13 protein-coding genes, 1 pseudogene and 1 riboswitch are annotated in these 14,667 nt (G+C 73.8%); of the genes and pseudogenes, 5 read left to right on the top strand and 9 right to left on the bottom strand.

What is annotated here, in order from left to right; genetic code table 11:
• Positions 1-160: 160 nt before the first annotated feature.
• Positions 161-1,396 (top strand): cytochrome P450, encoded by a 1,236-nt coding sequence (locus ACFWPS_RS22670; protein ID WP_383707812.1) that lies wholly within the window; start codon positions 161-163, stop codon positions 1,394-1,396.
• Positions 1,397-1,503: 107 nt separating this feature from the next.
• Here ACFWPS_RS22670 and ACFWPS_RS22665 read toward each other — a convergent pair whose 3' ends face one another.
• The 7 genes from ACFWPS_RS22665 to ACFWPS_RS22635 all read right to left on the bottom strand — a co-directional run bounded on the left by ACFWPS_RS22665 (position 1,504) and on the right by ACFWPS_RS22635 (position 8,919).
• Positions 1,504-2,190, bottom strand: a complete 687-nt coding sequence (locus ACFWPS_RS22665) for a YoaK family protein (RefSeq protein WP_383707810.1) — start codon at positions 2,188-2,190, stop codon at positions 1,504-1,506.
• Between the two features lie 230 nt (positions 2,191-2,420).
• Entirely contained in the window at positions 2,421-2,834 is a 414-nt protein-coding gene (locus ACFWPS_RS22660; protein ID WP_383707808.1) for a transglycosylase SLT domain-containing protein, read from the bottom strand.
• Between the two features lie 336 nt (positions 2,835-3,170).
• A complete protein-coding gene (locus ACFWPS_RS22655; protein ID WP_383707961.1) occupies positions 3,171-4,025 on the bottom strand; it encodes an ECF transporter S component in 855 nt (284 codons plus the stop codon).
• A gap of 5 nt (positions 4,026-4,030) precedes the next feature.
• On the bottom strand, positions 4,031-5,680 hold the full coding sequence (locus ACFWPS_RS22650) for an ABC transporter ATP-binding protein (RefSeq protein WP_383707806.1): 1,650 nt from the start codon (positions 5,678-5,680) through the stop codon (positions 4,031-4,033).
• Positions 5,677-6,753, bottom strand: coding sequence for a CbiQ family ECF transporter T component (locus ACFWPS_RS22645; protein ID WP_383707804.1), 1,077 nt, complete (start codon positions 6,751-6,753; stop codon positions 5,677-5,679). Before ACFWPS_RS22645 ends, ACFWPS_RS22650 begins: the two co-directional genes overlap by 4 nt.
• A gap of 340 nt (positions 6,754-7,093) precedes the next feature.
• The gene (locus ACFWPS_RS22640) at positions 7,094-7,711 is read right to left on the bottom strand and encodes an SCO2322 family protein (protein WP_383707802.1); all 618 of its coding nucleotides are present in this window, start codon (positions 7,709-7,711) and stop codon (positions 7,094-7,096) included.
• The gene (locus ACFWPS_RS22635; protein ID WP_383707800.1) at positions 7,708-8,919 is read right to left on the bottom strand and encodes a prenyltransferase/squalene oxidase repeat-containing protein; all 1,212 of its coding nucleotides are present in this window, start codon (positions 8,917-8,919) and stop codon (positions 7,708-7,710) included. Before ACFWPS_RS22635 ends, ACFWPS_RS22640 begins: the two co-directional genes overlap by 4 nt.
• A gap of 107 nt (positions 8,920-9,026) precedes the next feature.
• Positions 9,027-9,158: riboswitch (cobalamin riboswitch) on the bottom strand.
• Positions 9,159-9,212: 54 nt separating this feature from the next.
• Here ACFWPS_RS22635 and ACFWPS_RS22630 point away from each other — a divergent pair.
• A pseudogene (locus ACFWPS_RS22630) lies at positions 9,213-9,891 on the top strand (phosphotransferase); the annotation flags it as partial.
• Positions 9,892-9,946: 55 nt separating this feature from the next.
• On the opposite strand, the gene ACFWPS_RS22625 reads toward ACFWPS_RS22630, so the two are convergent.
• The gene (locus tag ACFWPS_RS22625; protein WP_383707798.1) at positions 9,947-11,065 is read right to left on the bottom strand and encodes a hypothetical protein; all 1,119 of its coding nucleotides are present in this window, start codon (positions 11,063-11,065) and stop codon (positions 9,947-9,949) included.
• A 257-nt stretch (positions 11,066-11,322) separates the two neighbouring features.
• Between ACFWPS_RS22625 and ACFWPS_RS22620 the strand changes: the two genes are divergently transcribed.
• Positions 11,323-11,904: an XRE family transcriptional regulator gene (locus ACFWPS_RS22620; RefSeq protein ID WP_383707796.1), complete on the top strand. Its 582-nt coding sequence runs from the start codon at positions 11,323-11,325 to the stop codon at positions 11,902-11,904.
• Between the two features lie 41 nt (positions 11,905-11,945).
• Here the strand turns inward: ACFWPS_RS22620 and ACFWPS_RS22615 are convergent, their stop codons facing one another.
• Complete coding sequence (locus ACFWPS_RS22615; protein WP_383707794.1) at positions 11,946-13,013, bottom strand: MBL fold metallo-hydrolase; 1,068 nt, start codon at positions 13,011-13,013, stop codon at positions 11,946-11,948.
• 304 nt (positions 13,014-13,317) lie between these two features.
• Between ACFWPS_RS22615 and ACFWPS_RS22610 the strand changes: the two genes are divergently transcribed.
• Positions 13,318-13,977, top strand: coding sequence for an MSMEG_1061 family FMN-dependent PPOX-type flavoprotein (locus tag ACFWPS_RS22610; RefSeq protein ID WP_383707792.1), 660 nt, complete (start codon positions 13,318-13,320; stop codon positions 13,975-13,977).
• 56 nt (positions 13,978-14,033) lie between these two features.
• Positions 14,034-14,576, top strand: coding sequence for a GNAT family N-acetyltransferase (locus tag ACFWPS_RS22605; protein ID WP_383707791.1), 543 nt, complete (start codon positions 14,034-14,036; stop codon positions 14,574-14,576).
• Positions 14,577-14,667: the final 91 nt, after the last annotated feature.

Genomic DNA, 14,667 nt, shown 5'->3' with positions numbered 1-14,667 from the left:
GCAAGGGGGGTGCACGCAATTGAGGGGACCGTGCCCCTTGCGACTTGTAGAACCCGTTATTACCTTCACGGCAGCCGACCATTTCTGATGGATCGTCAGAATGCGTCGGAACACGTCAGAACACATGTCCAGGCTCGTACACGGTGGGAGTGAGTCGCTCATGCCCTGTCCCGCGCTGCCCGACGGGTTCGACCTCACCGACCCCGACCTGCTCCATCACCGGGTGCCGCTCCCGGAGTTCGCCCAGCTGCGCCAGGCCGAACCGGTCCGCTGGATCGAACAGCCGCACGGCATCGCCGGCTTCCAGGACGACGGCTACTGGGCCGTCACCCGGCACGCGGACGTCAAGTACGTCTCCACGCACCCCGAGATCTTCTCGTCCTGGCTCAACACCGCGATCATCCGCTTCACCGAGCACATGCAGCGGGACGCGATCGACGCCCAGCGGCTGATCCTGCTGAACATGGACCCGCCGGAGCACACCCGGGTCCGCCAGATCATCCAGCGCGGCTTCACCCCGCGCTCGATCCGCGCCCTGGAGGAGCGGCTGCGCTCCCGCGCCGGAGCGATCGTCGACGCGGCCCGCGCCCACTCCGGCCCCTTCGACTTCGTCACCGAGGTCGCCTGCGAGCTCCCCCTCCAGGCGATCGCGGAGCTGATCGGCATCCCGCAGGACGACCGGGCCAAGATCTTCGACTGGTCCAACAAGATGATCTCGTACGACGACCCGGAGTACGCGATCACCGAGGCGGTGGGCGCCGAGTCCGCCACCGAGCTGATCGCCTACGCGATGAACATGGCGGCCGACCGCAAGCAGTGCCCGGCCAAGGACATCGTCTCCACCCTGGTCGCCGCCGAGGACGAGGGCAACCTCAACTCCGACGAGTTCGGCTTCTTCGTGCTGATGCTCGCGGTGGCGGGCAACGAGACCACCCGCAACGCCATCACCCACGGCATGCACGCGTTCCTGACCCACCCCGACGCCTGGGACCTCTACAAGCGCGAGCGCCCCGCGACCACCGCCGAGGAGATCGTCCGCTGGGCCACCCCGGTCAACTCCTTCCAGCGCACCGCCACCCAGGACACCGAACTGGGCGGCAAACTGATCCGCAAGGGCGACCGGGTCGGCGTCTTCTACGCCTCCGCCAACCACGACCCCGAGGTCTTCACCGACCCCGACACCTTCGACATCACCCGCGACCCCAACCCCCACCTCGGCTTCGGGGGCGGCGGCCCCCACTACTGCCTCGGCAAGTCCCTGGCCGTCCTCGAGATCGACCTGATCTTCAACGCGATCGCCGACGCGATGCCCGGCCTGCGCCTGACCGGCGACCCGGACCGGCTCCGCTCGGCGTGGATCAACGGCGTGAAGCACCTCCCGGTCACCACGTCGTAAACCCCTCAGGACGCGGGCCGACGGCTCCCGGTGCCGCCGGCCCGTCCCGAGGGAGGCAGGAGCACCCCCTCCCTACGCCCCGTTCCTGCCTCCCCCGAGACGCGATGTCACTCCCTGCCCGACGCGATCAGCGCCAGCACCCCGGACACGGCCGCCGCGACGAGCAGCGGCACCCCCGGGCTGTGGTCGCGGATCAGCCAGGCGCCCAGCACCGCGCCGGCGAACAGCGCGACTACCGCGGCTGCCCGGCGCGGGGAGCGGTGGCTGGTGCCGTCACCGAGGCGGGACTCGGACAGGAGTCCGGTCAGGGTGGTGGTGAGGACCGTGGTCGCCGTGAGGTCGGGCACGCCCAGCTTGCGGACGTTGGCGTTGCGCAGCCCCATCGCGAAGGCGGTCAGCGCGATCAGGGCGTACCTGGTCGCCGGGGTGCCGGAGCCGGCGAAGGCCACCACGGCCGCCCCGGCCACCAGGGCCGCCTCCACGGCCAGCGTCACCCGCATCCACCGGCGCCGCGAGCCGGTGCCGAACCGGGCCGCGACCCGGCCGCCCGCCGCCGCGCCCAGCATGAAGGCGGCCAGGGAGGTCGCCGAGTGGGGGACGGAGAAGCCGGGCGTCCCGGCGGCCGCGAAGCCGAGGATCACCACGTTGCCGGTCATGTTGGCGGTGAAGACATGGCCCAGACCGAGATAGCTGACGGCGTCGATCAGGCCGCTCACCAGCATCAGCGCCAGCAGCACGGCCACCAGCCGCACACCGCGGGTCTCGGGGTCGCGGGGCGGGGTGGCCGTCGTCATCGTTCCTCCGGCGGTCCGGCGGGTGGGCTGGCTCCGGGCCCAGTGCACCACGGCCGGACGTACGTCGGCACCACGGCCACACATGCGTCGGCACCCTGTCCGGACATACGTCGGCACCCTCGCCCGGGAGGGGCGAGGGTGCCGGAGTTCAGGGGCGCGCGGTGCCGGGGATCGGCGGCGGGTGTGCGGCTCGGCCGCGATCGACCGCGGGCGCGCGCGGGTCGGCCGGCTCAGTACCAGCCGTTGGCCTGCCAGAAGCTCCAGGCGGCGGTCGGGCTGCCGTAGCGGGAGTTCATGTAGTCCAGACCCCACTTGATCTGGGTGGTCGGGTTGGTCTTCCAGTCGGAGCCGGCAGACGCCATCTTCGAGCCGGGCAGGGCCTGGACCAGGCCGTAGGCGCCGGAGGAGGAGTTGGTGGCGGAGATGTTCCAGCCGCTCTCGTGCGACACGATCTTGCTGAACGCGTTGAACTGCGCGGCGTCCGGAATCATCTTGTGCGCGATCGCCTGGGCGGAGGAGGCCGACGTGGTGGCGGCCTGGGCGGGCGCCGCGGTCAGGGCCATGCCGGCGGCGGCAGCGGCCACGGCGGCGGTGGTGAGGGCCTTCTTCGGGGAAGCGATGCGGCGGATGAAGGACACGGACACGGAGAACCTCGTTCGTCGGGGACAGGGAGTCGCCGTGCTCCGGAACCACCCGTGAGGGCCGTCCGTATGCGTCGGCGCCGCGGCCCGCTGTGGGCTCGTGGCGCCTGGCGACGTCGTCCAGACAAGCAGGCCGGGAACCCGTCCGCAATCACCCCTTTTACTAGTGGTGGTCGCATAGGCGGCGATAGTCCGTTGTGTGGCGTGGCTCTCAAACCGCAGGTCAGCAGGGGTCGCGAAACGGACATAACGGATAAGTCTGACTACTGTTCCGGATCGTAGGTGACGTGCGTCATGTGGGGTGCTTCACCGGTCCCGTCACCGGACGCGTACGACGCCTCACGCCCCGGGGCCGTCGAATGTGACCGCGGTCTCGAAGGCGGCCCGCCGGGTGGCCCGGCGCAGCGCCCGCAGCAGCGCCGGACCGAGGACCAGGGTGAGGACGACCGTGCACAGCGCCCGCCCCAGGTCCCAGCCCATGGCGGTGGCCAGGCTGTAGGCGAGGAAACGGGCCAGGTTCGTGGCGGGCCCGGCGTGCGGGTCGAAGGCGAGGTTCGAGGCGTTGCCGGCCAGCAGCGGCCAGCCGGCCAGGTCGACGACCGTGCCGTAGCCGAACGCGGCCAGGAAGCCGTAGCCCGCCAGCAGCGCCGGCTCACCGCGGCCGCGCAGCCGCCCGGCGCCCGGCAGCAGACCGGCCCCCATCGTGAACCAGCCCATCGCCAGCATCTGGAACGGCAGCCACGGCCCCACCCCGCCGGTGAGCAGCGCCGACGCGAACATGGTGAGCGAGCCCAGGGTGAACCCGAAGCCCGGCCCGAGGACCCGCCCGCTCAGCACCATCAGGAAGAACATCGGCTCGATCCCGGCGGTGCCGGCGCCGACCGGCCGCAGCGCCGCCCCGGTCGCGGCCAGCACGCCCAGCATGGCGACCGCCTTCGGACCGAGCCCCGACTCGGCGATCGTCGCCGCCAGCACGGCGATCAGCAGCACCAGCAGGCCCGCGAAGAGCCAGGGCGCGTCCTGGGCGTGCGAGGCGATCCGGGAGGAGGGCGGGGCGAGGAAGGGCCAGCCGACGGCGACCACCCCGACGGCGCTGACGAGGAGCAGGGCGGCGAGGGAGCGGGGGCCGAGCCGCACCGGGTTGTCCCCTCGGGACTTCGCTCGGGAACGGGACCTGGCCCGGGGAGGGGGCATGCCGGTCATGCCAGCGCCTCCCGGACCTGGGCCACGGTGAGCCACCGCTGCGGCGCGAGGATCTTCGTCACCTGCGGGGCGAAGGACGGCGAGGAGACGACGATGTCGTCGGTCGGCCCGTCCGCGATGACCTCCCCCTCCGCGAGCAGCACCACCCGGTGCGCGAGCTCCGCGGCCAGCTCCACGTCGTGCGTGGCCAGCACGATCGCGTGCCCGTCGGCGGCGAGCCCGCGCAACACGCCCACCAGCCGGGCCTTCGCCGCGTAGTCCAGGCCGCGGGTCGGCTCGTCGAGCAGGAGCAGCGGCGGCCGGGCGGTGAGCACGACGGCCAGCGCCAGCGCCAACCGCTGCCCCTCGGAGAGATCACGGGGGTGCGTGTCGTCCGCGACCCCGGGAAGCAGACCGGACACGAGCCCGCGGCAGGTCCCGGGCGCCGCCCCCGCGTCCCGGTCGGCGGCCGTGCACTCGGCGCCGACCGTGTCGGCGTACAGCAGGTCACGGGGTTCCTGCGGGACCAGTCCGACGAGGCGTACGAGATCGCGCGGGCGCGTGCGGTGCGGGACCGCGCCGCCGACCCGCACCGCGCCGGAGCCCGGCTCGACGAGCCCGACCAGGGCGCCCAGCAGCGTGGACTTCCCGGCACCGTTGCGCCCCATGAGGGCGACGGTCTCCCCGGCGGCGACGGTGAGATCGACACCGCACAGCGCGTCGACCCGGCCCCGGCGGACGGCGAGGGCGCGGACCTCGGCGAGGGCGGCCGCGGGACCGGCCGCGGGACCCGCCGTGGGACCGGGCGTGGGACCGGGCGCGAGCCGTTGCTCCGGGGCCCGCCCGGCGAGGCGCTCCCGCAGCCCGGCCGCCGTCGCCGCCCGTCGCCGGGCGTCCCGGACGGTCATCGGCAGCGGCGACCACCCGGCCAGCCGCCCCAGCTCCACCACCGGCGGACACACCGGCGACACCGCCATCACCTCGGCGGGAGTCCCGCACACCGGTGCGGCCCCGTCCCCCGGGAGCAGCACCACCCGGTCGGCGTACTGCACGACCCGCTCCAGCCGGTGCTCGGCCAGCAGCACCGTCGTCCCCAGGTCGTGCACCAGCCGCTGGAGCACGGCCAGCACCTCCTCGGCGGCGGCCGGGTCGAGCGCGGAGGTCGGCTCGTCGAGCACCAGGACCGCGGGATGCGGGGTGAGCACCGACCCGATCGCGACCCGCTGCCGCTGCCCGCCGGAGAGCGTGGCGATCGCCCGGTCCCGCAGCTCGGCGAGCCCCAGCAGATCCAGGGTCTCCTCCACCCGGCGCCGCATCACGGCCGGGGCGATCCCCAACGACTCCATCCCGTAGGCGAGTTCGTCCTCCACCGTGTCGGTCACGAAGTGCGCCAGCGGATCCTGGCCCACCGTGCCGACGACGTCGGCGAGTTCACGCGGCCGGTGGGTACGGGTGTCCCGGCCGGCGACCGTCACCCGGCCGCGCAGGGTGCCGCCGGTGAAGTGCGGCACGAGCCCGCTCACGGCGTTCAGAACCGTCGACTTGCCGGTGCCGGAAGGGCCGGCCAGGAGGACGAGTTCACCTTCCGGCACCTCGAAGTCGACACCCTGGACGGCGGGCCGGGCCGCGCCGTCGTAGGTGACGGAGACGTCTTCGAAGCGGATCACGACGGCTCCTCCTCGGGATCCTTCTCGGGATCCTCGGGAACGATCAGGGCGGGCAGCAGGCCGAGCAGCACGGCGGCCGCGGGCCACAGCGGAAGCGTGGGGGCGACCAGCGGTACGACCCCGGGATGCAGGGCGTCCGGATCACGGACGGACGCCAGGGTGAGCAGGGCGGCGACGGCGGCGCCCGCCCCGGACACCAGCCAGGCCCGCGCGTCCCACGGGTCCGGCCGGTACCGGGTGCGCGGCGAACGCCGGCCGCCGAGCCGCAGCCCCGCCAGCGCGGCGACCACTCCGGCCGGCAGCAAGACCAGCCCGTAGCCGCCGCCCGCCGCGGTGAGCAGCCCGTACGTTCCCGCGCAGACGCCGAGCAGACCGCCGAGGGTGAGCGCGGTCGTCGTACGGCGGACCCGGTCCGGGACGTCGGCGCTGCGGCCGTACCCGCGCGCGTCCATGGCGGCGGCGAGGGCGACCGAACGCTCCAACGCGCTCTCCAGGACCGGGAGTCCGACCTGGAGCAGGCCGCGGACGCCGGAGTCGGGGCGGCCGCGCAGCCGCCGGGCGGCCCGCAGCCGCTGCACGTCGGCCACCAGATGCGGCGCGAAGGTGAGGGCGACGACCGCGGCCACGCCGAGCTCGTACAGGGCGCCGGGCAGGGACTTGAGCAGCCGCGCCGGGGCGGCGAGCGCGTTCGCGGCGCCGACGCAGACGAGGAGGGCGGCGATCCTGAGGCCGTCGTACAGGGCGAAGACGAGTGCCTCGGCGGTGACCTTGCCACCGAGCCGGATGCCCTGGGCCCAGTGCGGGAGGGGTACTTCGGGAAGAGTGACGAGGGTGTGCGCGCCGGGGACGGGGGAGCCGAGGACGACGGTGAAGGCGAGGCGGACGAGGAGAACGGCGAGGGCGAGCCTGGCGAAGGCGGAGTAGGAGCGGGACCAGGGGGCGGACCGGCTCCGGCAGACGGCCACGACGTAGGCGGTGACCGTGACGAGGAGGGCGAGGAGGAGGGGGTTGGTGGTACGGGACGCGGCGACCCCGAGGCAGAGCGACCAGAGCCACCAGGCGCCGGGGTGCAAGGTGCGGGTGCGTGGGGGCCGGCGCGGGGGTGGGGTCGCTCGCCCGCGCTTGCGGGGTGCCGCCTGCGCCCACCCTCCCCCACTCTCGGCTTCGCTCGAGCGGGGGGACCCCCATCGCCCCAGCGGCACGACTGCCCGCAGGCTGAGTAGGGGACTGCAGCGCCCCTTAAGGGGCGCGGGGAACTGCGCGGCCAGCCCCCACCGGCCCGCGGTGTCATCCGTTCCTGTCCCCAGTGGCACGATTGCCCGCAGGCTGAGTAGGGGACTGCAGCGCCCCTTCAGGGGCGCGGGGAACTGCGCGATCAACCCCCACCGGCCCGCGGTGGAGCGACTGCCCCGGTCACCCATTCCTGCGCCGCCGCGCCTGCCAGAAAGCCCCCGCGGCCAGGACCACGACGGCTCCCGCACCCGCCAACAGCCCCACCGACGGCCCGCTGTCCGACGTACCCCCCGCGGCCACCTTCTCGCCGCAGCCCCGCTCCGGATACCCCCCGATCGCACACAACAACGCGTTCGTGTCGTACCGCAGCGGCTTCGCCACCGTCGCCAGTGCCTCCGCCGTCGTCGCGTCCTCGGACACCACCGCGCAGGCCGTCCGCCGCGCAGGCGGCCGCTCTCCCGAGGGCGCGTCCGCCGTCGTACCGAAGTCGACGACCAGCCCCACCCGCTTCCGGCCCCCGGCAGCGGGCGTACCGGCGCAGATCGTCCCGAAGTCCGCCGTGCCGCGCGGTCGCGACGCGTCCGCCGAGTCCTCGCTCACCGCGAAGCGGAAGCCCTCGACCGAACCGTCGGCGGGCCGCGCGGTGGAGGGGCCCTGCGTGGCGTACGTCCAGTGCCCGCCGTCCCGCTCCCAGAAGGACCAGTAGCGGTAACCGGTGGCCGCCGCCGGCCCGGCGGCCGTCGCGCACAGCGTCAGCGCGGCCAGGAGCAGCAGCCCCGCACGGCGGACCGCGCTCACAGCTGCTGCTGCTTCCGGCGGCCGCTGAGCAGGAAGCCGATGCCGATACCGGCGACGAGACCGGTGCCGACGATCCACCACACGCTGCTGCCCGACTTCTTCTCCCCGGTGTGCTTCGCGGCGGCCGCCCGCGGGGCCGGGCCCGTCGCGTTCAGCGCCGTCACCAGGTTCGTCCCGCCGAAGTCGCGCGGGTCCGCGCCCATCGCGTGCGCGGCGAGGATCAGTTCGGCGTAGGCCGCGGGCCCGCTCTGCTCCGCCCACGGCACAGCGTGCGCCTCCAGCCAGGCGTACGGCTTCTTCGCGGGCTTCGTCCAGCCCTGCGCGGCCATGGCGACGACCGCGTCGGCGGTGTTGCCGTAGTCCGGCTGGGGCTTGGCACCGGGCAGCGCCGAGACGAGGTGGCCGGTCGTGAACATGGCGTCCCCCAGGTACGCGGCGCCGTTGCGGGCCACCTCCTCCCGGGTCAGGGCCTTGTCGGAGTCGGCGCAGACATAGCCCTGCGCCGGGGCCTTCCCGGCCGTCGTCACGAACCCCTTGCCGAGGGCCCCGAGCACCCCGGCCGCGGTCGCGTCCGCGTTGGCGGCCAGCTTCCCCTGCTTGTCCGGCTGGTAGGCGAGCGCGCCGCCACCGTCCTCGTCGCAGGGGACGGACCACTTGGCGAGGAGGTCGTACGGCGACCTGTCCGCGCTCGCGCCGGCCGCCGCGAGCGCGCCGACGACCACGCCCGTGGAGTTGGTGTCGCTGGCCGAGCCCGGGGTGTAGCCCCAGCCGCCGTCCTCGTTCTGCTGCGACTTCAGCCAGGTCACGGCCTTCTCCGCGGCATCGTCGTGCCCGCCGGCCGCCTTCAGCGCCTGTACGGCGGCGGCCGTGCTGTTCGTGTCGACCGCCACCTTGGCGTCGCAGGCCGCCGTCGGCTCGGCGCGGAACGCGGCGAACGAGCCGTTCGCGCACTGCTGCCCGGCCAGCCAGTCCACCGCCCTCGCGGCCGGGGTGACCCCCACCGCGCGCTGGGCCAGCAGGGCGAGGGACTGACGCCAGACACCGTCGAACCTGGGGTCCGAACCGCCGTACAGCCCCGACGGGAGGACCACCGACGCGGACGGCGACGGGGACGCGGTGCCGGCGGCCAGTGCGGTCGTCACGGGTGTGGCGGTACCGATGACCGCGGTGGCGGCCAGCACCCCGGCGGTGCGGCGGAGGACGGTCATGGTCGGCGGGTGCCTCTCCCTGCGGGGAGCCGGGCAGCACGGGACACCCCGGCGGCTCGGCTCCGTAAACCTCGACGGTGCCGTGCGACGGCGGGCGCCGGCGCACATGAGCCCTCAACGTCCCGGGCGCGGCGGTCCGGCTTGCCACACGGGATGTGGCTCACGGTTGCGGGTCAGCGCCGGAATTGCACCGGCTTCCCCCCGTACGGGTGATGACGACCCGGCTACCTTACCGGCCGCCCGGGGGAAGCTGAGAGGGGGCTGTGCGAGGACCGTTTCGTTATGGTCATGCCATGACGGGGAGACTGCTCGGCTCGGGGCGTTCGGCCGACGTGTACGAGATCGACGAGGCGTGGGTGCTGCGCCGGGACCGGGACGGCTGGGGGGACGCGGCCGCCGAGGGCGCGGTGATGACGTACGTACGGGAGCACGGCTACCCGGCGCCCCGGGTACGGCCGTCCGCGTCCCGTACCGAATTGGTCATGGAGCGCCTGTCCGGTCCGACCATGCTGGCGGCGCTGCTGGCGGGGGAGACGGACGCGGCGGAGGGCGGGGCGCTGCTCGCCTCGCTGCTGCGGCGACTGCACGCCGTGCCGGGCCGGGATCCGGCCGACCCGGGTGCCCGGGTCCTCCACCTCGACCTGCATCCGGACAACGATGGGGGTCCCCCCGGCTCGAACGAAGTTGAGAGCTGGGGGAGCTGACCCCCGACGGCCCTCGGGTCATCGACTGGACCAACGCAGAGGACGGGCCGCCCGGGCTCGACTGGGGTATGTCCGCGGTGATCCTCGCCCAAGTGGCTCTGGGTGCTTACCCGTTGGCGCACACGCTGCTGGCGGCCCTGCTCGCGACCCGGCCGAACTGACCGAGGAGGGGCTGGCGGAGGTGCTGCGGCGGCGGGCGGCCAATCCGACGATGAGCCGGGAGGAAGTCGAAGTGCTGGGCGAGGCGGGCGAGTTGATACGGACGATCGCGTCCTGGGGCGGGCCGTATGCCTCGTCCAGATCGTCCTGGCGGCAGCGCCCCTTCAGGGGGCTGGGGGAGGAACTGTGCGAGTGGCCACGACGGCGCCGCAGTCGACCGACGGCATGTCGCGGCAGTTCCAGCGGAGCGCTCGCGCCGCGTTCGCGAGCGGGGCGATGCCTGCCGACAGGTGGCGGGCCATCCGGCGTAGTGCGTCCTCGCAGTCGTCCGGGGTCTCGCCGACCGCCACCCACAGGGCCAGCCGGTCGGCGGCGGTGGCGTGCGGCCCGGCGGTGACGTGGTCGCCGGTGTGCCGGGTGAGGAGCATACGGTCGGCGCCCGGCTCGTGGGCGGCGTCGGGGGAGAGGTCCAGATGGTCGAGGCGGCCGGTGGCGGCCGGGTAGGCGAACTGGATCGCGGCCGCCCGCTGCCGGGTCGGCGTCGTGTCGGGCACCTCGCCGGCGGCGAGGGCGGCCGCGGCCTGGGCGAGGTCGACGCCGGTGGCCCGCTTGACGAGCAGCGGGATCAGGTCGCCCGGGAGGTGCGGGGCGACGTCGGTGACCCGGGGGCCGCGGTCGGTGAGGGTGAGGCCGATGTGCAGGACGCCCCGGCCGATGCCGAGGGCGTGCACGGTGCGGTCGACGGCCAGCCGCAGGAAACGGTTGTGCAGCAGGCCGTCGTGGGCGTGCACGGTGTGCCGGAGCGGTTGCCGGGCGGGCGCCGGGCCCAGGGTCGTACGGGTGATGGCGGCGATGCGGATCTCGCCGTCGAGGACGACCACCTCGGCCGAGACACGGGGCGTGCCGGGGACGTCGACGGGGACCGCGCGGCCGGCCAGCAGCGCGCGCAGCGCGGGCGGGTCGGTACACGCGGCGGCCGTGGCGAGGGAGGGGCCGGGCAGCCCCAACTGCCCGGCGATCGTGGCGGCGGCGACCGCGTACTCGCCCGTGTGGGTCAGCACGCCGCGGACCCGGTGCCTGGCCGCGAACCGCACCACCGCCGATGCCGTCGCGCCGTCCTTGCCGGGGTCCGCCGCGAGGTGACCGGCCAGGCACTGCCGTGCCCAGGCCGGCGGTGCGGCGTCCACCAGCAGCACCGGGCGGACCGCGGCGACACGCGTGAGCACGAACTCGTCGTACGCGCGCCGGCGGCCGGCACCGAGGAGCAGGACGGGCTGCGGCATCGGTTCGCCTCACCTTCTGGGGAGGAGGCGGGGCGGCTGGTCGCCCCGGATGCCGCTCCCCCATAGGCGGCACCCGGGGCGGGTCGGTTCGACCGTGGCCTGGTGATGTGATCCTTTCCTGCCGATCCGTCACATGTCAACGATTGCTGCCCCCTTGCGCAGTGGTCCTTGTCATGTCTGGTGGCCGGGACCGGTGATTCGATAACCTCGCGTCTGCTCGGCCGACCGACCAACCACGCGTGTCCAGGGGGACCTTGGTGAGTGACGCCCATGCCCCGCTGACCGGCGTACTGGAACGGCTCGGGGAGCTGACCGGACGTTCCGGACGGCTGTCCGAGGTGCTGGACGTGGCCGGCCTGTCGTACCGCACCGGGATCCCGGTCGGGGTGGTCGCCGAACTCCTCGCGGGCGGGGTCGCGCCCGAGGCGGGGCTCGCCGAACGGGTACGGCAGCGGCTGGACTTCATCCGCGAGAACCGGCGCCGGCCCGACGGCAAGCGGTACTCGCTGGGCGAGCTCGCGGCGATCGCCGGCACCAGCAGGCAGTGGCTGAGCGAGTGGCGCAAGAGCGGGCTGCCGAGCCTCGAACACACCGACCGGCTGCGGCGGTTCTTCGGTCTGCCGGCCGGCTTCTTCACCGCCGACGAGCCGGAGGCGCTGTACGAGGCGCTCCAGCCGGTGCTCCAGGGCCTGGAGGCCCGGGCCGACCCGCTCTCCCGGCTCCGCGAGAGCGGCCTGGTCCGCCTGGCGGCCCGCGCTCCGCAGATGAACCCCCGCCAGCTGGCCACCCTCGCCGACCTGGCGGAGATGCTCATCACCGCCGAGCGCGCCGTCAACTGAGCCTCGGGCAACCCGGGTTGCGACGGCGACCGCCGAACCGCCTACACCGCCACGTACGTGACCGGCTCGCTCCCCGTCACCGCCTCCGCGCGCCCCAGCTTCACCAGACGCCGCAGATGGGCCTCGGCCTCCGAGACGGCGATGTTCCTCGACCCGTACGGAATCTGCTCCCAGGGCCGGTTCCACTCCATCCGCACGGCCAACTGCCAGGCAGTGAGCGGCTGTTGGAGAAGGGTGAGCAGGCCGGAGAGGCGCTCCTCGTGGTGGGTGAGCAGTTCGCGTACCCGTGCCGGTGCGTCGGTGAAGGTGTGCTGGTGGGCCGGGAGGACCTCGGCCGGGGCGAGCCGGCCGACGCGTTCCAGGGAGTCGAGGTAGTCGCCGAGGGGGTCGGTGACGGTCGCGTCGTCGGGGTCCTCGTAGAGACCGATGTGCGGGGTGATCTCGGGAAGGAGATGGTCGCCGGAGAACAGGCGTCCGTGGCCCGGGAGCCGGGCGGGGTGTTCCTCCTCCAGGTGCAGGCAGACATGGCCGGGGGTGTGCCCCGGCGTCCAGACGGCCCGCAGCCGGCGGCCCGCGAGGTCGAGGAGTTCGCCGGGGAGGATCTCACGGTCGGGCAGGGCGGGGGCCAGGCCGGGCGGGGTGCGGCGGCGGGGTCCGCCGCGCAACGGCGTCACGTGCTCGTCCGGCGCCCCGGCGGCCGTCAGCTTCGCCGCCATGTACGTGAACCACCGCTCCGGCCGGGTCTCCCGGGCCCGCCGCACGATCGCCGCGTCGGCCGGGTGCATCGCGATCCAGGCCCCGGACGCCTCGCGCACCCGCCCCGACAGCCCGTGATGGTCGGGATGGTGATGCGTGATGACGACCCCGTGCACCTCGCCGACGCCCGTACCGCACGCCTCCAGCCCCGCCACCAGCACGTCCCACGACCCGGGGTCGTCCCACCCGGTGTCGATCAGCACCGGCCCGCGGTCGGTGTCCATCACGTACACCAGCGTGTAGCCGAGCGGATTGTCCGGAATGGGCACGGCCACGGACCGCACACCCCCACCGAGATCCCGCACCGCCACTGCCGGCTGCACCTCAGCCGACTCGCCCAGACCGTCCGCCATCAGCCTTCCTCCGCCCCGCCCCGCCCGGTCCCGCCGGCCCCACGGCCATTGCTCACTATAACGAGAACTGATGACTCGTCAGACAGGCGGTGGGCAAGTTCTCTTGACGGCGCCCTGACCTGCGCCCGGGCGTCATCCGATGCAGGGCGCGGCCCGTGCCCTGTCCAGGACGTGCCCGACGCGGAGCCGCGCCGCGGGGCGGACGCCGAGCGCGGGCGGGCCGGCCCGGGCGGTCCGGCGGACTCCGCCGTCCCGCACTCACCGACCAGGATCATTCGCAGGTCGGCCCCTTAGGGTCGGAGGCATGACGCTATCCCTTGCCGGCAGTGCCTTCGACTCGCTCTCTCTGGACGCCGTGCCCGATCAGGAGGCGTTGCGCCGGGCCTACGAACTGCCCGGCGCCGCGGCCGTGCGCAAGCAGATGACCGAACTCACCGAGCAGACCCGGCGGTTGATCGGCTGCTCGTCGCTGGTCCTGGTCGCCAGCGCGGACGCCGAGGGCAACTGCGACGTCTCCCCGCGCGGCGGCCCCGCCGGGTTCGTCGCCGTCCTGGACGCACGGACGGTGGCGATACCGGACGCGACCGGCAACAAGCGGCTGGACACCCTGCAGAACGTCGTGGCCACCGGACGGGCCGGGCTGCTGTTCGTCATCCCGGGGCGCACCACGACGCTCAGGGTGAACGGCCGGGCCTGCGTCTCCACCCGCCCGGAGCTGCTGTCGCAGCTCACCGCCGTGGGCAAGCCGCCGGCCAGTGCGCTGGTGGTGGGGATCGAGGAGGTCTACCCGCACTGCCCCAAGTCGCTCCTGCGCAGCGGGGCCTGGAAGCCGGAGCAGTGGCTGCCGGCGGACGCCCAGCCGACCTCGGCCGAGGTGACGCTGGCCCAGCTGCGCATGCCGGAGCTGACGATCGCCGACATCGAGCAGACGGAGGCGGATTCGCTGAAGTACCGGTACGAGTAAGGGGCCGGCCGCATATTGGTTTGCCGCCCGCCGGTGCGGCCGGATAGGAAGCTCGCATGCTTACAGGCAGCACGGTCGGGCTCAGGGCCCGGCACGAGGAGGACATCCCGGTCCTGCGGGCCCAGCTCTCCGACGACGTGGTCAACTCCTCGCGGGCCAACAGCAGTCCGTGGCGGCCGATTTCGTCCGACTCGAAGGACGCGCCGTTCACCGTGGACGACAAGGACGAGGGGAACGTCAAGTTCTCCGTGGTGGAGCTGGCGGGCGGCACGCTGGTCGGCACCGCGTCGCTGTGGGGCATCGACACCCACAACCGCGGCGCGCACGTCGGGCTGGTACTGCTGCCGGCCTCCCGCGGCAAGGGCTACGGCAGCGACGTGGTCGCGGTGCTGTGCCACTACGGGTTCGTCGTACGCGGCCTGCAGCGGCTGCAGATCGAGACGCTCTCGGACAACGCCGCGATGCTGGGCGCCGCCGAGCGCAACGGCTTCGTCCGCGAGGGCGTGCTGCGCTCCTCGGCCTGGGTGATGGGCGAGTTCCTGGACGAGGTGCTGCTCGGGCTGCTCGCCCGGGAGTGGCGGCCGGACTCGGAGGCCTAGGCCGTTTCTGATGGCTCTTGGACGATGTCGCGGAGCCAGATGACGATCGCGGTGACGGTGAGGGTGCCGTTGAAGACGTAGTCGCGTTTGT

Origin of the sequence: Streptomyces sp. NPDC058457 (assembly GCF_042720695.1) — a bacterium.
Lineage (GTDB): Bacteria > Actinomycetota > Actinomycetes > Streptomycetales > Streptomycetaceae > Streptomyces.
Note: the sequence above shows the minus strand (reverse complement) of the source record. Positions and strands in the feature narration are given on the sequence as shown.